Raw genomic sequence first — 19,985 nt, 5'->3', positions numbered from 1 at the left:
TGTTGATCACATGTCGATCCAATCAATATTGACAGGGATCTTGTCAAGCATGGACAGTCGAATCAAGTTCAGGCTGGACAGCGGAGGCACGTCATGACCGTCAACAGGACCGCGTCGACCCTTGTCGAGGTGCCGCGCGGACTCGCCGGTGTCGTCGTCACGGACACCGAAGTGGGGGATGTGCGGGGGAGCGAGGGCTACTACCACTACCGGCAGTACTCGGCCGTGGAACTCGCCCGCACCCGGGGCTTCGAGGACGTCTGGCACCTGCTGGTCCACGGCGACCTCCCGGACCCCGGACGCGCCGCGGCCTTCGCCGCGGAGACCGCCGTACTGCGGCGGCTGCCCGAGGAGGTCCGTGCCGCCCTGCCCGCGGTGGCCGCGGCGAGTGGTGCCTCCGGTCCGCTCGCCGGGATGCGCACCGCGCTCTCCCTGCTCGGCGCGGCCAGGGGGCTGCGGCCGGTGTACGACATCGACGCGGACCGGCGGCGGGCCGACACGGTCGCCGCGTGCGCCGCCGTACCCACGCTGCTCACGGCGCTGTACCGGCTGGGGCGGGGGCTCGAGCCGGTGGAACCGCGCGTGGACCTCCCGTACGCGGCCAACTACCTGTACATGTTGACGGGCTCGGAGCCGGATCCCCGGCGGGCGCGTGCGGTCGAGCAGTACTTGATCTCAACCATTGACCACGGATTCAATGCGTCAACCTTCACCGCACGTGTCATCGCGTCGACCGGCGCGGATGTCGCGGCCTGTCTCGTGGGTGCGGTCGGTGCGCTGTCCGGGCCGCTGCACGGGGGCGCGCCCAGCCGGGCACTGGACACCCTGGACGCGATCGGGACGCCGGACCGGATCGACCCGTGGATCCGGGACCGGGTACGCGCCGGTGACCGCGTGATGGGCTTCGGGCACGCGGTCTACCGTACGGAGGACCCGCGTTCCCGCATGCTGCGCGAGATCGCCCAGGGCTTCGGCGGTCCCCGGGTGGAGTTCGCCGTCGAGGTCGAACGCCAGGTGGAACGCATCCTCGCCGAGCTGAAACCCGGTCGCGAACTCCACACCAACGTCGAGTTCTACGCGGGCGTCGTCATGGAACTGTGCGGTCTGCCCCGGGAGATGTTCACGCCGACGTTCGCGGCCGGGCGGGTGATCGGTTGGAGCGCGAACATCCTGGAGCAGGCGGCCGACTCGAAGATCATCCGGCCGGTGGCGCGGTACGTGGGGCCCGAGCCGGAGGTGACCGGCAAGGTCACCGTGTAGCGGCGCGCCGTCGACCGCCCGCGGCGGCTGTCGTGGGGGCGCGGATCCCGGTGCCGGCGGTCCCGGCCGTTTCCTATCCTGGACCGGCCCGCGCCCGTCAGCCGCGTCAGAGAGGACGTCCCTTGGAGCAGCACCACCCTTCCCGGCAGATCCCGGTCGTGGTCCTCGCCGGATTCCTGGGCTCCGGGAAGACCACGCTCCTGAACCATCTGCTGCACCGCAGCGGAGGCAGCCGGATCGGGGCGATCGTCAACGACTTCGGGGCCATCGAGATCGACGCCATGGCGGTGGCCGGTGCCCTCGGGGACTCGACCGTCTCGCTCGGCAACGGCTGCCTGTGCTGCGCCGTCGACGCCAGTGAACTGGACCTGTACCTGGAGCGGCTCGCCAACCCGGCCACCGGGATCGACGTCGTCGTCATCGAGGCCAGCGGACTCGCCGAACCCCAGGAACTCGTCCGGATGCTGCTCGCCAGCGAGCACCCCGGGATCGTCTACGGCGGCCTCGTCGAGGTCGTGGACGCCGCCGAGTTCGACGACACGCGCGCCAGGCACCCCGAGATCGACCGGCACCTCGCCCTCGCCGACCTCGTCGTCGTGAACAAGCTCGACCGGGCCGAGCAGGACGGCGAGCGCGTCCTGGGGCTCGTGCGGTCGCTCACCGACGCGTCCGCCGCCGTCGTACCGGCCACCTACGGCCGTATCGAGCCCGAGTTCCTGTTCGACTGCCGGCCCGTGGAAGAGCGCATCGGCCAGCTGTCCTTCGACGATCTGCACGAGCACGGGGAGCACGGGGAGCACGAGCAGCACGAGGACGGCAGCGGGCACGAGGGACACCTGCACAGCTCCTACGAGAGTCTGTCCTTCGTCTCCGGGCTGCCGCTGGATCCCCGCAGGCTCATGGCCTTCCTCGACAGCCGGCCCGAGGGGCTCTACCGGATCAAGGGATACGTCGACTTCGGGCCGTACGACCCCGGGAACCGGTATGCCGTGCACGCCGTCGGGCGCTTCCTGCGGTTCTACCCGGAGGCCCGGGAGCCCGGCGGGGAACGGCTCACGCAGCTCGTGCTGATCGGTGCCGGCATCGACGCGGCCGCGCTCCGCAAGGAGCTGGAGGCGTGCACGAACGACGCCCCGCACGCCGACGAGCACGGCATGTGGGGCGTCCTGCGCTACGTGCAGGGCCTCTCCGAAGGCCCGGACGAGTCTTAAGGCCCCGGAGGTGGCCTTGCCGGCCCGGACGAGGCTTGGCCGGCCCGGAGGAGTCCTAGCCGGTCCGGACGAGGGCTGGCCGGCCCCGGTCCGGGCCTCGGAGCGCCGGCAGGCCTACACCGGACCGGCCACCACCCACACCGTCTTCGCCAGGGAGACGCCGGAGCCGTCACGGCGGGGGTCGGCCTCCGGGAGGTCGGCCGGGGTGCCGTTCTTCTGGGCCGCCTTCGCCGGCACCGGCCCCGCCCAGCCGAAGGACAGGCAGTCCTCGCCCTTCAGGAAACGCTGGCAGCGCACCCCGCCGGTGGCCCGGCCCTTGCGCGGGTACTGGTCGAACGGGGTCAGCTTGGCCGTCGTCTGCACCGAGTCGTCGAGCGTGCCGCGCGAGCCGGCCACCGTGAAGACCACCGCGTCCGCCGCCGGGTCCACCGCGGTGAAGGAGATGACCTTCGCGCCCTCGGCGAGCTTGATGCCCGCCATGCCGCCCGCCGGACGGCCCTGCGGGCGCACCTGGGAGGACTGGTAGCGCAGCAGCTGCGCGTCGTCGGTGATGAAGACCAGATCCTCCTCGCCGGTCCGCAGTTCCACCGCGCCGACGATCCGGTCGCCCTCCTTGAGGGTGATGACCTCCAACTCGTCCTTGTTGGACGGGTAGTCGGGCACCACCCGCTTGACGACACCCTGCTCGGTGCCGAGGGCCAGACCGGGAGAGGACTCGTCCAGCGTGGTCAGGCAGACCACGCTCTCGCCGTCCTCCAGGGAGAGGAACTCCGACAGGGGAGCGCCGCCCGCGAGGTTGGGCGCGGCCGCCGTCTCCGGGAGCTGCGGCAGGTCGACCACGTTGATCCGGAGCAGACGGCCCGTCGAGGTCACCGCGCCGATCTCGCCGCGCGCGGTCGCCGGGACCGCCGAGACGATCACGTCGTGCTTGGCCCGCTTGCCGTCGGCGTCGGCCGGGAAGGGCTCGCCGTTCATCGTGCGTGCCAGCAGACCCGTCGAGGACAGCAGCACCCGGCACGGGTCGTCGGCCACCTGGAGCGGCACCACGGCCGCCGGGGCGCCCGAGGCCTCCAGCAGGACCGTGCGCCGCTCGGTGCCGAACTTCTTGGCCACCGCCGCCAGTTCGGCCGAGACCAGCTTGCGCAGCTCCGCGTCCGACTCCAGGATCCGGGTCAGCTCGGCGATCTCCGCGGTCAGCTTCTCCTTCTCCGCCTCCAGCTCGATGCGGTCGTACTTGGTGAGGCGCCGCAGCGGCGTGTCCAGGATGTACTGGGTCTGGATCTCCGACAGGGAGAAGCGCTCCATCAGGCGCTCCTTCGCCTGCGCGCTGTTCTCGCTGGAGCGGATCAGCCGGATGACCTCGTCGATGTCCACCAGGGCGGTGAGCAGGCCCTCGACCAGGTGCAGACGGTCGCGGCGCTTGGTGCGGCGGAACTCGCTGCGGCGGCGGACCACGTCGAAGCGGTGGTCCAGGTAGACCTCGAGCAGTTCCTTGAGGCCCAGCGTGAGCGGCTGGCCGTCCACCAGGGCCACGTTGTTGATGCCGAAGGACTCCTCCATCGGCGTCAGCTTGTAGAGCTGCTCCAGGACCGCCTCCGGCACGAAGCCGTTCTTGATCTCGACGACCAGGCGCAGCCCGTGCTCGCGGTCGGTGAGGTCCTTGACGTCGGCGATGCCCTGGAGCTTCTTGGCGTTGACCAGGTCCTTGATCTTGCCGATGACCTTCTCGGGACCGACCGTGAAGGGCAGTTCGGTGATGACCAGGCCCTTGCGGCGGGCCGTCACCGTCTCGACCGCCACCGTGGCCCGGATCTTGAAGGTGCCACGGCCCGTCTCGTACGCGTCCCGGACGCCCTCCAGGCCGACGATCCGGCCGCCGGTGGGCAGGTCGGGGCCCGGGACGTGCTTCATCAGCGTGTCCAGGTCCGCGTTCGGGTAGCGGATCAGGTGCCGGGCGGCGGCGATCACCTCGCCGAGGTTGTGCGGCGGCATGTTGGTGGCCATGCCGACGGCGATGCCCGAGGATCCGTTCACCAGCAGGTTCGGGAACGCGGCGGGCAGCGCCACCGGCTCCTGCTCCTGGCCGTCGTAGTTGGGCGCGAAGTCGACCGTGTCCTCGTCGATCGACTCGGTCATCAGGCTGGTCGCCGCGGCCATCCGGCACTCGGTGTACCGCATGGCGGCCGGCGGGTCGTCGTTGCCCAGGGAGCCGAAGTTGCCGTGGCCGTCGACCAGCGGGACACGCATCGAGAACGGCTGGGCCATCCGCACCAGCGCGTCGTAGATCGACGAGTCGCCGTGCGGGTGCAGCTTGCCCATCACCTCGCCGACCACGCGCGCGCACTTCACGTAGCCGCGCTCGGGGCGCAGCCCCATCTCGTTCATCTGGTAGACGATCCGCCGGTGCACCGGCTTGAGGCCGTCCCGAGCGTCCGGCAGGGCGCGCGAGTAGATGACCGAGTACGCGTACTCGAGGTAGGAGCCGCGCATCTCGTCCACGACGTCGATGTCGAGGATCCTCTCCTCGAACGAGTCGTCGGGCGGCGGGGTCTTCGTGCTGCGGCGGGCCATCGCTGCCGGCTCCTTGCTCATGCGTGAACGGGATCTGACGCGGACCATTGTGGACCGCCGTACTGACAACCCGGGTCAGGACCCGGTCTCCGCGGCCCGCTCCGCCGCCCGGTGGCGTTCGAGAGCGGGTCTGACGCAGGCTACGCGATCCGCTGTGGGCGTACGTCGTGCGGGAACTTCGCCGGGTCCCCGCACGCTTGCATACAGTGGCAGGACCGGCAGAAAAACCGCGGTTCGAGACCGCTTCCGCGAGCGAAGGGACGTACATGCCCATGGGTCACACGACCACGGCCGAGACAGGCTCCGGAGGCCTGACAGCGACCGAGCACCGCTTGGCCAACGGTCTGCGCGTGGTGCTCTCCGAGGACCACCTGACCCCGGTCGCGGCGGTCTGCCTCTGGTACGACGTCGGTTCCCGGCACGAAGTCAAGGGCCGTACCGGCCTGGCTCACCTTTTCGAGCACTTGATGTTCCAGGGCTCCGCCCAGGTGTCGGGCAACGGCCACTTCGAGCTGGTCCAGGGCGCCGGCGGCTCGCTCAACGGCACCACGAGCTTCGAGCGGACCAACTACTTCGAGACCATGCCCGCCCACCAGCTGGAGCTCGCCCTCTGGCTGGAGGCCGACCGCATGGGCTCGCTGCTCGCCGCCCTGGACGACGAGTCGATGGAGAACCAGCGCGACGTCGTCAAGAACGAGCGCCGTCAGCGTTACGACAACGTCCCCTACGGCACGGCGTTCGAGAAGCTGACCGCGCTCGCCTACCCGGAGGGTCACCCCTACCACCACACGCCCATCGGCTCGATGGCCGACCTGGACGCGGCCACCCTGGAGGACGCGCGCGCGTTCTTCCGCACCTACTACGCGCCCAACAACGCCGTCCTGTCGGTCGTCGGTGACATCGACCCGCAGCAGACGCTCGCGTGGATCGAGAAGTACTTCGGCTCCATCCCGGCCCACGACGGCAAGCCCACCCCGCGCGACGGCTCGCTGCCCGAGATCATGGGCGGACAGCTGCGCGAGGTCGTCGAGGAGGAGGTCCCCGCGCGGGCGCTGATGGCCGCCTACCGGCTCCCGGAGGACGGCACGCGCGCGTCCGACGCGGCCGACCTGGCCCTCACCGTCCTCGGCGGCGGCGAGTCCTCCCGCCTCTACAACCGCCTGGTGCGACGCGACCGTACGGCCGTCGCGGCCGGTTTCGGTCTGCTGCGGCTCGCCGGCGCGCCCTCCCTGGGCTGGCTGGACGTGAAGACCTCCGGCGACGTCGAGGTGCCGGTCATCGAGACCGCCATCGACGAGGAACTCGCCCGGTTCGCCGAGGAGGGCCCCACGCCCGAGGAGATGGAGCGCGCCCAGGCCCAGTTGGAGCGCGAGTGGCTGGACCGGCTCGGCACGGTGGCCGGCCGCGCCGACGAACTGTGCCGGTTCGCCGTCCTGTTCGGCGACCCCCAGCTCGCCCTGACCGCGGTCCAGCGCGTCCTCCAGGTCACCCCCGAGGAGGTCCGGGAAGTCGCCAAGGCCCGGCTGCGCCCCGACAACCGCGCGGTGCTGGTCTACGAGCCCAAGTCCCCGGAAACGGCCCAGGACGCCGACGTACCCGAGGACCCCGAGGCCGAAGCCACGGTCGAAGCCGGCGACAACGATGAGGAGACGGCCAAGTGACCGAGCTCGCCAGCATGGACTTCCATCCCCAGCCGCAGCCGGGCGACGCCAGGCCCTGGGCCTTCCCCGCCCCCGAGCGCACCACCCTGGACAACGGCCTGACCGTGCTCCGCTGCCACCGCCCCGGCCAGCAGGTCGTCGCCGTGGAGGTGCTCCTGGACGCCCCCCTGGACGCCGAACCGGCCGGTCTGGACGGCGTCGCCACGATCATGGCGCGCGCCTTCTCCGAGGGCACCGACCGGCACTCCGCCGAGGACTACGCCGCCGAGCTGGAGCGGGCCGGGGCGACCCTGGACGCGCACGCCGACCACCCCGGCGTCCGCATCAGCCTGGAGGTGCCGGCCTCCCGCCTCGGCAAGGGCCTCGGCCTGCTCGCCGACGCCCTCAGGGCGCCCGCCTTCGCCGACAGCGAGGTCGAGCGGCTGGTCCGCAACCGCCTCGACGAGATCCCGCACGAGCTGGCCAACCCGAGCCGCCGGGCCGCCAAGCAGCTCTACAAGGAGCTGTTCCCGGCGACCGCGCGGATGTCCCGTCCGCGCCAGGGCACCGAGGACACCGTCGAGAAGATCGACGCGGCCGCCGTACGGGCGTTCTACGACCGTCATGTGCGCCCCGCGACCGCCACCGCGGTGGTCGTCGGCGACCTGACCGGCATCGACCTGGACGCGCTGCTCGGCGACACCCTCGGTGCCTGGAACGGCTCCACCGCCCAGCCCCGTCCGGTCCCGCCGGTGACCGCCGACGACACCGGACGGGTCGTCATCGTGGACCGCCCCGGCGCCGTCCAGACGCAGCTGCTCATCGGCCGCGTCGGACCCGACCGGCACGACCGGGTCTGGCCCGCCCAGGTGCTCGGCACCTACTGCCTGGGCGGCACCCTCACCTCCCGCCTGGACCGCGTCCTGCGCGAGGAGAAGGGCTACACCTACGGCGTCCGCTCCTTCGGGCAGGTCCTGCGTTCCGCCCCGGACGGCACCGGCGCGTCCATGCTGGCCATCAGCGGCTCGGTGGACACCCCGAACACCGGGCCGGCCCTGCTGGATTTGTGGACGGTCCTGCGCACCCTCGCCGCCGAGGGCCTCACGGACGCCGAACGCGACGTCGCCGTGCAGAACCTCGTCGGTGTGGCGCCGCTCAAGTACGAGACGGCGGCGGCCGTCGCCGGCACCCTGGCCGACCAGGTCGAGCAGCACCTGCCCGACGACTTCCAGGCCACGCTCTACCGGCAACTGGCCGCCACCGGCACGGTGGAGGCCACCGCGGCGGTCGTGAACGCCTTCCCGGTGGACCGTCTGGTGACCGTCCTCGTCGGCGACGCGGCGCAGATCAAGGAACCCGTCGAAGCCCTCGGCATCGGCGAGGTGACCGTCGTCGCGGCGGAGTAACTCCACGCGCGCGTGCGGAGCCCTGGTGGCCGTCGGCCACCAGGGCTGTCGAATGTCCGAATTGGGGCGGAGGTTGCCTGTCTGCCCTGTGGGATGCGCTACAAAAACCGCGATCCGTTTGAGTCTTGAAAGAACGCCCCCGTAGGTTCCTTCGGGCTGTCCGTCAGGCACCGCGCCGCATCCGCGGCACCGGACAGTCATCGCCGAGTCCCCGTACGGCGCGAGCCAGGGGAGCCGGGGACCCACGCAGTCCCTGGGGTGAATCGGGCGCCCGCGCGAGCCGCGAGGGGGCCCGTAGGAGACCTTCCTGCTCCGAACCCGTCAGCTAACCCGGTAGGCGAGAGGGAAGGAAAGGACCAGCCTCTACATGGCGTTCATGTGCGCCTCCGGGAAGCACCGTCGTCCCGGCCGGGTGAAGCGCACCACCGCGCAGGCCGCCGGCATCGCGGCCCTCACCACCACCGGTGTCATCGGCACCGTCTCCGCCGCCCCGGCGCTCGCCGCCGAGAACTCCGTCGAGCAGACCGGCCTCACCCCGGTCATCACGGTCAGCGACTCGGTCGCCGACCAGATCGACGCCCAGGCCGCCGCCCAGCAGGCCGCAGCCGACCGCAAGGCCGCCGAGCAGGCCGCGCGCGAGGAGGCCGCGGCGCGGGCCAAGAAGGAGCGCGAGGCCAAGGCACGCGCCGCGCGGGAGGCCGAGCGTAAGCGCCTCAACGCCTTCGTCGCGCCGATCAGCGGCTCGTACGTCTCCACCGGCTACAAGACCGGCGGCTCCCTGTGGTCCTCCGGCTCCCACACCGGCATCGACTTCCACGCCGCCAGTGGCACGGTCGTGCACGCGGTCGGCACCGGCACGGTGGTCTCCACCGGCTGGGGCGGGGCGTACGGCAACCAGATCGTCATCAAGATGGCCGACGGCATGTACACCCAGTACGGCCACCTCTCGTCGATAGGCGTCTCGGTGGGCCAGCGGGTCACCCCGGGCCAGCAGATCGGCCTCTCCGGCTCCACCGGCAACACGACCGGTCCTCACCTCCACTTCGAGGCCCGCACCACCCCGGAGTACGGGTCCGACGTCGACCCGGTCGCCTACCTCCGCAAGCACGGCGTGAACGCCTGACGTCCGCTCTTCCGGCGACACCTCCGAAGCCCCGGCAGCCCGCCGGGGCTTTCGCCGTTTTCGCGCCGTCCGCTGTCCAAAAAATACGCATGGATTCCGACCCGCCTTCGGAAATTCCCGCCCATTGCAATAGAGTCACGGAACCGGCGTCACTCGGCGGCGTTTCACGGGGATTAAGGCGGAGGTCGGACATGCGTATTCCGGCGCACTCGGTATGCACGGCGATCCGGGACGACATCGTCGCGGGCGTCTACGAGCGGGGCGGCCGGCTCACCGAGGAACTCCTGGCCCGCCGCTACGGCGTCTCGCGCGTCCCCGTCCGCGAGGCGCTGCGCACCCTGGAGGCCGAGGGCTTCGTCGTGACGCGCCGGCACGCGGGCGCGTGCGTCGCCGAACCGACCGAGCAGGAGGCCGCCGACCTGCTGGAGATGCGCCTCCTGCTGGAGCCGCTCGGCGCCTCCCGGGCCGCCCAGCGACGTACCGAGGCCCACCTCAAGGTGTTGCGCGGGCTGGTCAGGCTGGGCCAGGAGCGGGCCAGGAGGGGCAACAGCGACGATCTGCGTTCCCTGGGCGGCTGGTTCCACGAGACGCTCGCCCAGGCCTCCGGCAGCCAGGCCCTGACCTCGACACTCACCCAGCTGCGGCACAAGATCGCCTGGATGTACACCGTGGAGGCCCCGGTCAGCCCGGTGGACTCCTGGGCGGAGCACGGCGTGATCGTGGACGCGGTGGCGCGCGGTGACGGTGAGCGCGCGCGGGCCGTCACGGCCCTGCACACCGAGCGCTCGACGGCCGCCCACCGGCTCCGCTTTCCCGGCGCCGCCGAACGCGCGAACGGTGTGAGGACTTCGCAACACCCCGTAAACATGTCGGGCCTGCGGCATTAACACGCGAGCCGTATACAAAGAGGTGCTATTCGGTGGGGCGTTATTCCGCTGCCCCAATATAGGCCTGCCGTGAATTCACGGAGGTACGGCTTTCGCGTGCCCTCCATAAAGGCGCGCTCGTGTTCGCCGTAAATCCGCGCCGACGCTCGTCATAAAGCTGTGCGCACGCCCATCGTAGAGCCGTGCGCGCGGTTGCCGCAGAAGTGCGGATGCCTGCCGCAAAGGCGCGCGCGTGGCCGGCGTGAAGCCGTGTGCCGTCGTGGTCGCGGGCGGAGGTCCCGTGGAACGGGCGAGGCCGCGCCGGCCCCGGAGGGGCGACGCGGCCTCGGTCGTGGTGCGCGGGCGCTCAGACGGTCTCGGGGAGTTCCTCGAGGCCCTCGGCGACCAGCTTGGCCAGGCGGTCGAGGGCGGCGTCCGCGCCCTCGGCGTCGGAGGCGAGGACGATCTCCTCGCCGCCCCGGGCGCCCAGGCCCAGGACAGCCAGCATGGAGGCCGCGTTGACGGGGTTGCCGTCGGCCTTGGCGATCGTCACCGGGACGCCTGTGGCCGTGGCGGCTCGGACGAAGATGGAAGCGGGGCGGGCGTGAAGGCCCTCGGCCCAGCCGACGTTGACGCGGCGCTCAGCCATGTGATGCTGCCCTTCGGTTTTCAGGGTTGTCTAGACCAGTTTCCCATATCGTGAAGCATGCCCGGAGGGGACACGGATCCCGTCCGGGTGTGTCGTCGGACCGCGGCCTCGGCCCGACTTCCGTCCTCCACAGACTGCCTCGCGCCGTTGTCGGACGCGAGCCGTACTCTGGGGCCCATGCAGACCCCGGCGGACCGGCAGGACCGGCACGAGTACCCCGCCCACTGGGAGGCGGACGTGGTGCTGCGCGACGGGGGCACCGCGCGCATCCGGCCCATCACCGTCGATGACGCCGACCGGCTGGTCAGCTTCTACGAGCAGGTGTCGGACGAGTCGAAGTACTACCGCTTCTTCGCGCCCTACCCCAGGCTCTCCGCCAAGGACGTCCACCGCTTCACGCACCACGACTTTGTGGACAGGGTGGGACTCGCGGCCACCATCGGCGGCGAGTTCATCGCCACCGTACGCTATGACCGCATTGGCGCCGACGGGACGCCCGCCTCGGCCCCCGCCGACGAGGCGGAGGTCGCCTTCCTCGTCCAGGACGCCCACCAGGGCCGCGGGGTGGCCTCCGCCCTCCTGGAGCACATCGCGGCCGTCGCGCGGGAACGCGGGATCCGCCGGTTCGCGGCCGAGGTGCTGCCCGCCAACAGCAAGATGATCAAGGTGTTCACGGACGCCGGCTACACCCAGAAGCGCAGCTTCGAGGACGGCGTGGTCCGCCTGGAGTTCGGCCTGGAGCCCACGGACCGCTCGGTCGCCGTCCAGCGGGCCCGGGAGCAGCGCGCCGAGGCCCGCTCGGTACGACGGCTGCTGGCGCCCGGCTCCGTGGCCGTGATCGGGGTGGGCCGCACGCCCGGCGGGGTCGGCCGCAGTGTCCTCGGCAACCTCCGGAGTGCCGGGTTCACCGGCAGCCTGCACGCCGTGAACCGCGCCTTCCCGGAGGACCTGAAGGAGGTCGACGGGGTACAGGCGCACCGCTGCGTGCGGGAGATCGACGCACCGGTGGACCTCGCGGTCGTCGCCGTACCCGCCGACCAGGTCCTGGACGTCGTCACCGAGTGCGGGGAACACGGGGTCCAGGGCCTCGTCGTCCTGACCGCCGGCTACGCGGAGAGCGGGCCCGACGGCCGCGAACGCCAGCGCGAACTGGTCCGGCACGCGCGCACGTACGGGATGCGGATCATCGGGCCCAACGCCTTCGGGGTCGTCAACACCGCGGACGACGTCCGGCTGAACGCCTCCCTCGCCCCCGAGATGCCCCGCCCCGGCCGCATCGGCCTGTTCGCCCAGTCCGGCGCCATCGGCATCGCCCTGCTGTCCAGGCTCCACCGGCGGGGCGGGGGAGTCACCGGGGTCACCGGCATCTCCACGTTCGTGTCGTCGGGCAACCGAGCGGACGTCTCCGGCAACGACGTCCTCCAGTACTGGTACGACGACCCCGAGACCGACGTCGTCCTCATGTACCTGGAGTCCATCGGCAACCCCCGCAAGTTCAACCGGCTCTCGCGGCGCACGGCCGCGGCCAAACCGCTGGTCGTGGTGCAGGGCGCGGGCTCGGCGCCGCAGGGGCACGCGGTACGGGCGACGCGGCTGCCGCACGCCACGGTGTCCGCGCTGCTGCGGCAGGCCGGGGTGATCCGCGTCGACACGATCACCGAGCTGGTCGACGCGGGGCTGCTGCTCGCGCGGCAGCCGTTGCCCGCCGGGCCGCGGGTGGCGATCCTCGGGAACTCCGAGTCGCTGGGGTTGCTCACGTACGACCGCTGCCTGGCGGAGGGACTGCTTCCGGACCGGCCGCTGGACCTCACGACCGGGGCGACCGCGGCCGACTTCCACCGGGCGCTGGCCCGGGCGCTGGCGGACGAGTCCTGCGACGCGGTGGTGGTGACGGCGATACCGGCGATCGGGGAGGGCGCGGTCGAGGACGCGGAGCTGGCGGAGGCGCTCAGGTCGGCGGCAGAGGCGGTGCCCGGGAAGCCCGTGCTGGTGGTGCACGTGGAGCTCGGCGGCCTCGCGGAGGCACTCTCGGCGGCGGGCCGCACCGCACCCCAGACAGGCCCACCCCCCACCGCCGCCACGCCGGCACCCGCCACCGCCGCTTCGACGCCACCTGGCACCACCGGCACAGCGACACCCGGCCCCGCCGCCTCGCCGGCACCCGCCACCGCTGCTACCGCGACACCCAGCACCACCGGCACAGCGACACCCGGCCCCGCCGCCTCACAGGCACCCGCCACCGCTGCTACCGCGACACCCAGCCCCGGCGGCACCGCGATACCCACCACTACCCCCACCACAACACCCAGCCCCGCCGCCTCGCCGGCACCCGCCACCGCTGCTACCGCGACACCCAGCACCACCGGCACCGCGGCACCCAGCACCACCCCCACCACAACACCCAGCCCCGGTGGCGCGACGGTGGCTCTCGGCGGTGGTGGTGGCCTTCGTCCCGCGGAACGTGTGTCCGCTGCCGTGAGCCATTCGTACTCCCGGCTCATCCCCGCCTATCCCGCCGCCGAGCGGGCCGTGCGGGCCCTCGCCGAGGCCGTGAAGTACGCGCAGTGGCGGCGGGAGGCCGCCGAGCCCGGACGGGTGCCCGAGTACGACGACATCGACGAGAAGGGGGCCGCCGAGCTGATCGGCGCGCTGCTGGAGCGTGGGCAGGGGCTCACCCTGGGTGTCGAGGAGACCTGCGCGCTGCTCGGCAGGTACGGCATCGACGTGCACCGCGCGCTGCCCGCGGCCGACCCCGACGCCGGTGTCCGGGCCGCCCGGGACCTCGGCTACCCCGTCGCCCTCAAGGCCACCGCTCCTCAGCTGCGCCACCGCGCCGACCTGGGCGGCGTCCGCCTCGACCTCGCAGACGAGGAACAACTGCGCAGGGCCTACGCGGAGTTGACACAGCTGTTCGGGCCGCCGGAGGAGCTGCGGCCGGTGGTGCAGCGGATGGCACCCCGGGGCGTGGACACCGTCGTACGGACCGTGATCGACCCGGCGGCCGGAGCCGTGCTGTCGTTCGGGCTCGCCGGGGCCGCCTCGCAGCTGCTCGACGACATGGCGCACCGGCTGGTTCCGGTCACCGACCGGGACGCGGCCTCACTGGTGCGGTCGATCCGGACCGCGCCCCTGCTGTTCGGCTGGCGCGGCTCGGCCCCCGTCGACACGCCCGCCCTGGAGGAGCTGCTGCTCCGGGTGTCCCGGCTGGTCGACGACCACCCGGAGGTGGTGGCGGTCACCCTGGAGCCCGTCGTGGTCGCCCGGCACGGGGTGAGCGTCCTGGGTGCCACGGTCCGCCTCGCACCCCCGCCCGCCCGCGACGACCTCGGCCCGCGCACCCTCCCCGCGTACTGAGGGCGGCGAACGCCCGCATCCGGCGGCGGCGTTCGAGGAGGTCCGCGCGACTGGCCCGGGCCCCCTTGCCCACGGATTAGGATGGACGCCATGGCCAAGACCAGTACGACGACCCAGGGGCTGCGCGTCGCGATCGAGCGCAGCGGCTACTACCCGGCCCTCGTGGCCGAGGCGGTGGAGGCTGCCGTGGGCGGTGAGCCGATCCGGTCGTACCTGGTCCACCAGGAGACGACGTTCGACCAGAACGAGGTGCGGCGGCACGTCACCGTGCTCGTCCTCACCGGCAACCGCTTCATCGTCAGCCACACCGACGAGCAGGCCGCCGACAGCACCTCCCCGACGCCGTACGCCACCACCTCGACGGAGTCGGTCAAGCTCGGCCGGATCTCGTCGGTCGTGGTCAGCAGGGTGGTGGCCAACCCGGAGCAGTACACGCCGGGCACCCTGCCGCGCGAGATCGTGCTGACCATCGGCTGGGGGGCCGTCGCCCGGATCGACCTGGAGCCCGCCGCCTGCGGCGACCCCAACTGCGAGGCCGACCACGGCTACACGGGCAGCTCCACGGCGGACGACCTCAGCCTGCGCGTGAGCGAGGCCGGGGACGGCCCGGAGACGGTGCGTCAGGCACTCGCCTTCGCGCAGGCCATCTCCGAGGCAACCGCGGACGTCACCCGCTGATGGCGTACGCCGCCTGGGACCATCCGGAACCCCTCGCCCTCGGCTCCGCGCCGCTGCCCGAGTACGGCAGCGGTTCCCTCGCCGACCTCCTGCCCACCCTGGCCGCGGGCATGTCCGTCCCCGGAATGACCGCGTCGATCACCGAGCTGACGCCCGCCGACCGCAACTGCGTCTTCCTGATCGACGGGCTGGGCTGGGAGCAGATCAGGGCCCACCCCGACGAGGCGCCCTACCTGACCTCGCTGCTCGGCAGCTCGCGCGGCGGGACGGGACGGCCGATCACCGCCGGCTACCCGGCGACCACCGCGACCTCCCTCGCCTCCGTGGGCACCGGCCTGCCGCCCGGCGCGCACGGCCTGCCCGGCTACACGGTCCGCAACCCGGGGACCAGGGAGCTGATGAACCAGCTCCGCTGGCAGCCCTGGACCGACCCGGCCGCCTGGCAGCCGTACCCCACCGTCTTCCAGCTCGCCCAGGACGCCGGAGTGCACTCCGCCCAGGTCTCCTCGCCGACCTTCGAGCGCACCCCGCTCACCAAGGTCGCGCTCAGCGGCGGAACGTTTCACGGGCGGCTGACCGGCGAGGAGCGGATGGACCTCGCCGCGGAGCAGCTCGCCGCCGCCGACCGTGCCCTCGTGTACACGTACTACGCGGAACTGGACGGCGCCGGGCACCGCTACGGCGTCGACTCCGACACCTGGCGCGGCCAGCTGATGCACGTCGACCGGCTGGTGCAGCGGCTCGCCGAGCAGCTGCCGTCGCGCAGCGCGCTGTACGTCACCGCCGACCACGGCATGGTCGACATCCCGTTCGACGAGCAGCACCGCATCGACTTCGACGCGGACTGGGAGCTGCGGGCCGGGGTGGCCCTGCTCGGCGGGGAGGGCCGGGCCCGGCACGTGTACGCGGTGCCGGGCGCGGAGAACGACGTGCTGACCTGCTGGCGCGAGGTCCTCGGCGAGCAGTTCTGGGTGGCCTCGCGGGACGAGGCGATCACAGCGGGCTGGTTCGGCCCGCCGGACCGGTTCGACGACCGGGTGTACGAGCGGATCGGTGACGTGGTCGCGGCCGCGCACGACGACGTCCTGATCATCGCCTCCGAGCGGGAACCCAAGGAGTCGGCGATGGTCGGCAACCACGGTTCGATGACTCCCGCCGAGCAGCTGGTGCCGCTGCTCGAAGTACGCTCCTGACACCCACTGACCCACATCTCGCCGAAAGGTGCCCGATCCACCATGCCCGAGCTGGTGTTCTTCTCCGGAACGATGGACTGCGGGAAGTCGACGCTGGCTCTCCAGATCGAGCACAACCGCTCGGCGCGCGGCCTCGTCGGCATGATCTTCAGCCGCGACGACCGCGCGGGCCACGGCAAGCTGTCCTCCCGCCTGGGGCTGGTCACGGACGCCGTGGAGGTCGAGGACGAGCAGGACCTGTACGCCTACCTGGTCGACCATCTCTCCCAGGGCGGCCGGGCGGACTACGTCATCGCCGACGAGGCGCAGTTCCTGGCACCGGAGCAGATCGACCAGCTCGCGCGCGTGGTGGACGATCTGGGCCTGGACGTCTACGCCTTCGGCATCACCACGGACTTCCGCTCCAAGCTGTTCCCCGGTTCCCAGCGGCTGGTGGAGCTGGCCGACCGCGTCGAGGTCCTCCAGGTCGAGGCCCTGTGCTGGTGCGGTGCCCGCGCCACCCACAACGCCCGTACGGTCGGCGGGGAGATGGTCGTCGAGGGTGCGCAGGTGGTCGTGGGAGACGTCAACGGGTCGGCCGGGGAGATCGGTTACGAGGTGCTCTGCCGGCGCCATCACCGGCGCCGGATGACCGCCGCGTCGGCCCGCGCGGCGGCCCTGTCCCCGGACGTGCTCCCGGTCACCACCTAGGGCGGCACGGCCCCCGCGCGGCACCGACCGGCGGGTCAGCGCGGGCTCTCGATCACCGAGAAGACCGCGCCCTCCGGGTCGGACAACGTGGCCACCCGGCCGTGTGCGCTGTCCCGGGCCGGCTTCAGGACCAGGCCGCCCAGCGCGGTGACCTCGCGCACCGTCGAGTCCGCGTCGGCGACCTCGAAGTAGGTGAGCCAGTGCGGCCCGCGGTCGCGGGGCAGGGAGAGGCCGACGCCGTGGATGCCGGCCACCGGGCGGCCTCCGACGTGCAGGGTGACGTAGTCGAAGTCGGCGGACACCACCGGCTCCTCCTCGTAGCCGAACACGGTCTTGTAGAACTTGGCGACGCCGCCGGTCTCGTAGGTGAGCAACTCGTCCCAGACGGGGGTGCCGTGGACCCCGCTGACCGCCGTGCCGAGATGGGCCGACGCCTGCCAGATGCCGAACACCGCGCCGGACGGGTCCGAGCCGATGGCCATCCGCCCGGCCTCGGCCGCGTCCAGCGGGCCGACGCCCACCGTGCCGCCGCACAGCCGTACCGTCTCGGCCGTATGGTCCACGTCGTCCGAGGCGAAGTACGGAGTCCAGGCGATCGGCAGCTCGCGGTCCACCGGCAGCTGGCCGATGCCCGCGACCTCCCGTCCGTCGAGCAGGGCCCGGACACAGGGGCCGAGTTGCTGGGGGCCGGTCTCGAACTCCCAGCCGAACAGCGCTCCGTAGAACTCCTCGGTCGTGGTCAATCCGTGCACCATCAGACTCACCCAGCAGGGGGTGCCGGGCGCGCGCCGAGCGTGCGTGCCGTTCGGGCCGGCCGATCCCCGTACCTCGGTCATCGTCACTCTCTCCTCGGCCCCTCGCGGTGGCCGTGTCGCTTCCGCGCTGCGGACCGGTCGTACCGCAGCCGCGGGCACGCCCCGTGCCGAGGCTCGCACCGTCCGTGGCGACTCGTGTCCACGGCTGTGGGGCGGCTTCGCCGCGAGGATGCCTGGTCTGCCGTTTCTCGCCCGTTTCCGGTCGACTGCCGCCGGGTGTCCATCAGCTGTACAGCACGTGCCCGATCCCGTACGCCGGGTGATCGAGCGTGTCCGGCCGAGCAGAGTAGTCGTACCTGGACGTCGCGGCCACCCCTGGCGTAAGGATGGGGCCATGGAAGCCATCATCACCGCAACCGACCTCGCCGACGCCCTGACGGGGCCGAACCCGCCCGTCCTGCTGGACGTCCGCTGGCGGTTGACCACACCCGGAGCCCCGGCCTTCGACGGCCGGGCCGCGTACACGGAGGGCCATCTGCCGGGCGCCGTCTTCGTGGAGCTGGACGGGGAACTCGCCTCCGCGCCCGGCGAGAACGGCCGGCATCCGCTGCCCGACCTGGCCGTCTTCGGCGCCGCGATGCGCCGCGCGGGCGTCTCGGCGGACCGGCCGGTCGTCGTCTACGACGGGGGGCTGGGCTGGTCCGCCGCGCGCGCCTGGTGGCTGCTGCGCTGGACGGGTCACCCGGACGTGCGGGTCCTCGACGGCGGGTTGCCGTCCTGGCAGGGCGCTCTTTCGACTGACGTGCCCGCCCCGGTCCAGGGTGACTTCGAACCGGCCCCGGGCGCCACGGAGTTGCTCGATGCCGACGGGGCGGCCGCGCTGGCCCGCTCGGGTGTGCTGCTCGACGCCCGCGCGGGGGAGCGGTACCGAGGTGAGGTGGAGCCGATCGACCGGGTCGGTGGACACATCCCGGGTGCGGTGTCGGCGCCGACCACCGAGAACGTCGGCCCGGACGGCCGTTTCCTGCCCGCCGCCGAACTCCAGGACCGTTTCAAGGGCTTGGGCGCCGCCCAGGGGGCCGAGGTCGGGGTGTACTGCGGTTCGGGCGTCTCGGGCGCCCACGAGGTGCTGGCGCTGGCCGTCGCCGGGATCCCCGCCGCGCTCTACGTCGGTTCCTGGTCGGAGTGGTCGGCCGACCCGTCCCGCCCGGTCGCGGTCGGACCCGACCCGCGGTAGGTCGGAACGGCTGACCCGCGGGACGGCATGAGGAAGGGGGCACGCGCGCGTGCCCCCTTCCTCATGCCGTCGCAGGACCGCTGTCACTCCTGCTTCTTGCGGCGCGTGCCGAAGACGATCTCGTCCCAGCTCGGTACGGCGGCCCGGCGCCCCGGGCGGACGCCGTCGGCCTCGGCCTGGCGGTCGGTGGCGCCGATCAGCCGGTCGCGGTGGGCGCCGACGGAGCGGGGCATGAGGACGTCCGCGTAGGCGGACCCGGCGGAGGCCGCGGGGGCCGGCGGCTCCTCGGGCACCGGTTCCTCGACGGGCTCCTCCTGGGGCTCCGCCGGGCGTTCCGGCACCACCATGTCGCCACGGAAGCTCGGCACCGCCTCCAACAGGCTGGTCAGCGAGTCGCGTTCCCCGACCGTCTCCTCGACCGGCTCGGACGACTGCGCGGGCAGGCTCGGCCGCTCGCGGTCCCGGTCGCCGGGGCGGTCCAGCGGCCGGTCACGCGGGAGCCGTGCGATCCGGGGCACGAACGGAAAGCTGGGCTCCGGTACGGCGAGATCGTCGGACTCGCCGATCAGCGAGCGCGCCTCGTCGTCGACCGCCTGGACGAGCCGCCGGGGCGGGTCGTAGGTCCAGCTCGCCGAGTGCGGTTCGCCCGCGACCCGGTAGACGAGCAGGACCTCCCAGGTGCCGTCGTCGCGGCGCCAGGAGTCCCACTGGACGGTGTCCTTCTCGGCGCCGCGCAGCACCAGCCGCTCCTGCACGGCCTCGCCGAGCAGCGGACCGGAGTTCTCGCCGGGCCGGCGGACGGGCGTCTTGCGGGCCCGCTCGGCCATGAAGGCGCGCTCGGCCAGTACCGGACCCTCGAAGCGCCGCACCCGGTCGACGGGGATCCCGGCGAGCTGCGCGACCTCTTCCGCCGTCGCGCCCGCACGTATCCGCGCCTGGATGTCTCGCGGCCGGAGATGGCTCTCGACCTCGATCTCGATCTGACCGAGCCGGGGCCGGTCGCCGCGTACGGCGGCCCGTAGCCGTTCGTCGATCGGAAGGGTGTACTCCGTAGAGTCGGCAGCCTTGAGCACCAGCCGTGTGCCGTCATTGGAGACGGCCACGACACGCAGTTCGGGCATGGGGACCTCCCGGGTGGTGCCTGCCGACGTCACGTGCGTCGCTGCTTCCGCTAGTCGAGTGTGGCCTGCCCGGGTGCAGCCTGCCACAACCTTGCCGAGTTGCCCGGCGTGTCGGGCACGGGCCCGGGAACGCCGTTATGGCACGGTTACCTATTCGCAACGCTAAGTGACCAACTCCGTCACCCTGTGCAACGAGCCCCCCTCCCGGCGGTCCTGCAAGGCCCCGGACAC

General features: G+C 72.3%; 15 protein-coding genes and 1 riboswitch. Of the genes, 11 read left to right on the top strand and 4 right to left on the bottom strand.

The features are described 5' to 3' along the window. The first annotated feature begins 93 nt into the window (after positions 1–93). Together AAW13_RS11660 and AAW13_RS11655 are read left to right on the top strand one after the other, a co-directional pair. Complete coding sequence (locus tag AAW13_RS11660) at positions 94–1,260, top strand: citrate synthase/methylcitrate synthase (protein WP_046728682.1); 1,167 nt, start codon at positions 94–96, stop codon at positions 1,258–1,260. Positions 1,261–1,382: 122 nt separating this feature from the next. After that, positions 1,383–2,471: a CobW family GTP-binding protein gene (locus AAW13_RS11655; protein WP_046728683.1), complete on the top strand. Its 1,089-nt coding sequence runs from the start codon at positions 1,383–1,385 to the stop codon at positions 2,469–2,471. A 114-nt stretch (positions 2,472–2,585) separates the two neighbouring features. Here AAW13_RS11655 and AAW13_RS11650 read toward each other — a convergent pair whose 3' ends face one another. Beyond that, positions 2,586–5,042, bottom strand: a complete 2,457-nt coding sequence (locus tag AAW13_RS11650; protein ID WP_046728684.1) for a DNA gyrase/topoisomerase IV subunit A — start codon at positions 5,040–5,042, stop codon at positions 2,586–2,588. Positions 5,043–5,308: 266 nt separating this feature from the next. On the opposite strand from AAW13_RS11650, the gene AAW13_RS11645 reads away from it, so the two are divergent. From AAW13_RS11645 to AAW13_RS11630, 4 genes are all read left to right on the top strand, one after another. Continuing rightward, positions 5,309–6,703 (top strand): M16 family metallopeptidase, encoded by a 1,395-nt coding sequence (locus AAW13_RS11645; RefSeq protein WP_046728685.1) that lies wholly within the window; start codon positions 5,309–5,311, stop codon positions 6,701–6,703. Next, positions 6,700–8,088 (top strand): M16 family metallopeptidase, encoded by a 1,389-nt coding sequence (locus tag AAW13_RS11640; RefSeq protein WP_046728686.1) that lies wholly within the window; start codon positions 6,700–6,702, stop codon positions 8,086–8,088. The genes AAW13_RS11645 and AAW13_RS11640 overlap by 4 nt, the downstream gene beginning before the upstream one ends. A gap of 191 nt (positions 8,089–8,279) precedes the next feature. Then, a riboswitch (cyclic di-AMP (ydaO/yuaA leader) is annotated at positions 8,280–8,443 on the top strand. Positions 8,444–8,455: 12 nt separating this feature from the next. Next, positions 8,456–9,211, top strand: coding sequence for a M23 family metallopeptidase (locus AAW13_RS11635; protein WP_046728687.1), 756 nt, complete (start codon positions 8,456–8,458; stop codon positions 9,209–9,211). Positions 9,212–9,402: 191 nt separating this feature from the next. Beyond that, positions 9,403–10,098 carry a GntR family transcriptional regulator gene (locus AAW13_RS11630; protein WP_046728688.1) on the top strand — a complete coding sequence of 232 codons (696 nt, stop codon included), beginning with the start codon at positions 9,403–9,405 and terminating at the stop codon, positions 10,096–10,098. Positions 10,099–10,444: 346 nt separating this feature from the next. On the opposite strand, the gene AAW13_RS11625 is transcribed toward AAW13_RS11630, so the two are convergent. Next, positions 10,445–10,726 carry an HPr family phosphocarrier protein gene (locus tag AAW13_RS11625; protein WP_046728689.1) on the bottom strand — a complete coding sequence of 94 codons (282 nt, stop codon included), beginning with the start codon at positions 10,724–10,726 and terminating at the stop codon, positions 10,445–10,447. A gap of 177 nt (positions 10,727–10,903) precedes the next feature. Between AAW13_RS11625 and AAW13_RS11615 the strand changes: the two genes are divergently transcribed. The 4 genes from AAW13_RS11615 (at position 10,904) to AAW13_RS11600 (ending at position 16,641) form a co-directional block, all read left to right on the top strand. Continuing rightward, positions 10,904–14,080, top strand: coding sequence for a bifunctional acetate--CoA ligase family protein/GNAT family N-acetyltransferase (locus AAW13_RS11615; RefSeq protein ID WP_046728690.1), 3,177 nt, complete (start codon positions 10,904–10,906; stop codon positions 14,078–14,080). Positions 14,081–14,161: 81 nt separating this feature from the next. Beyond that, positions 14,162–14,758 carry a DUF5998 family protein gene (locus AAW13_RS11610; RefSeq protein WP_046728691.1) on the top strand — a complete coding sequence of 199 codons (597 nt, stop codon included), beginning with the start codon at positions 14,162–14,164 and terminating at the stop codon, positions 14,756–14,758. Next, positions 14,758–15,951, top strand: a complete 1,194-nt coding sequence (locus tag AAW13_RS11605) for an alkaline phosphatase family protein (protein ID WP_046728692.1) — start codon at positions 14,758–14,760, stop codon at positions 15,949–15,951. The genes AAW13_RS11610 and AAW13_RS11605 overlap by 1 nt, the downstream gene beginning before the upstream one ends. A 42-nt stretch (positions 15,952–15,993) precedes the next feature. Then, positions 15,994–16,641 carry a thymidine kinase gene (locus tag AAW13_RS11600; protein ID WP_046728693.1) on the top strand — a complete coding sequence of 216 codons (648 nt, stop codon included), beginning with the start codon at positions 15,994–15,996 and terminating at the stop codon, positions 16,639–16,641. A gap of 35 nt (positions 16,642–16,676) precedes the next feature. Here AAW13_RS11600 and AAW13_RS11595 read toward each other — a convergent pair whose 3' ends face one another. Next, positions 16,677–17,477: a VOC family protein gene (locus AAW13_RS11595; RefSeq protein ID WP_046728694.1), complete on the bottom strand. Its 801-nt coding sequence runs from the start codon at positions 17,475–17,477 to the stop codon at positions 16,677–16,679. A gap of 313 nt (positions 17,478–17,790) precedes the next feature. Between AAW13_RS11595 and AAW13_RS11590 the strand changes: the two genes are divergently transcribed. Then, positions 17,791–18,633: a sulfurtransferase gene (locus tag AAW13_RS11590; RefSeq protein ID WP_046728695.1), complete on the top strand. Its 843-nt coding sequence runs from the start codon at positions 17,791–17,793 to the stop codon at positions 18,631–18,633. A gap of 83 nt (positions 18,634–18,716) precedes the next feature. Here AAW13_RS11590 and sepH read toward each other — a convergent pair whose 3' ends face one another. After that, positions 18,717–19,754 carry a septation protein SepH gene (gene sepH / locus AAW13_RS11585; protein ID WP_046728696.1) on the bottom strand — a complete coding sequence of 346 codons (1,038 nt, stop codon included), beginning with the start codon at positions 19,752–19,754 and terminating at the stop codon, positions 18,717–18,719. Positions 19,755–19,985 lie beyond the last annotated feature (231 nt).

This window comes from Streptomyces humi (assembly GCF_001005085.2).
Taxonomy (GTDB): domain Bacteria; phylum Actinomycetota; class Actinomycetes; order Streptomycetales; family Streptomycetaceae; genus Streptomyces; species Streptomyces humi.
This window is presented reverse-complemented; position numbering and strand designations above follow the sequence as displayed.

Bases quoted from the DNA above. Each gene is read 5' to 3' on its own strand.
- AAW13_RS11630 (WP_046728688.1), top strand. From the start codon at position 9,403: ATGCGTATTCCGGCGCACTCGGTATGCACGGCGATCCGGGACGACATC.
- AAW13_RS11660 (WP_046728682.1), top strand. From the start codon at position 94: ATGACCGTCAACAGGACCGCGTCGACCCTTGTCGAGGTGCCGCGCGGA.
- AAW13_RS11600 (WP_046728693.1), top strand. From the start codon at position 15,994: ATGCCCGAGCTGGTGTTCTTCTCCGGAACGATGGACTGCGGGAAGTCG.
- AAW13_RS11590 (WP_046728695.1), top strand. From the start codon at position 17,791: ATGGAAGCCATCATCACCGCAACCGACCTCGCCGACGCCCTGACGGGG.
- AAW13_RS11610 (WP_046728691.1), top strand. From the start codon at position 14,162: ATGGACGCCATGGCCAAGACCAGTACGACGACCCAGGGGCTGCGCGTC.
- AAW13_RS11625 (WP_046728689.1), bottom strand. From the start codon at position 10,726: ATGGCTGAGCGCCGCGTCAACGTCGGCTGGGCCGAGGGCCTTCACGCC.
- AAW13_RS11615 (WP_046728690.1), top strand. From the start codon at position 10,904: ATGCAGACCCCGGCGGACCGGCAGGACCGGCACGAGTACCCCGCCCAC.
- AAW13_RS11595 (WP_046728694.1), bottom strand. From the start codon at position 17,477: ATGACCGAGGTACGGGGATCGGCCGGCCCGAACGGCACGCACGCTCGG.
- sepH (WP_046728696.1), bottom strand. From the start codon at position 19,754: ATGCCCGAACTGCGTGTCGTGGCCGTCTCCAATGACGGCACACGGCTG.
- AAW13_RS11650 (WP_046728684.1), bottom strand. From the start codon at position 5,042: ATGGCCCGCCGCAGCACGAAGACCCCGCCGCCCGACGACTCGTTCGAG.
- AAW13_RS11605 (WP_046728692.1), top strand. From the start codon at position 14,758: ATGGCGTACGCCGCCTGGGACCATCCGGAACCCCTCGCCCTCGGCTCC.
- AAW13_RS11645 (WP_046728685.1), top strand. From the start codon at position 5,309: ATGCCCATGGGTCACACGACCACGGCCGAGACAGGCTCCGGAGGCCTG.
- AAW13_RS11635 (WP_046728687.1), top strand. From the start codon at position 8,456: ATGGCGTTCATGTGCGCCTCCGGGAAGCACCGTCGTCCCGGCCGGGTG.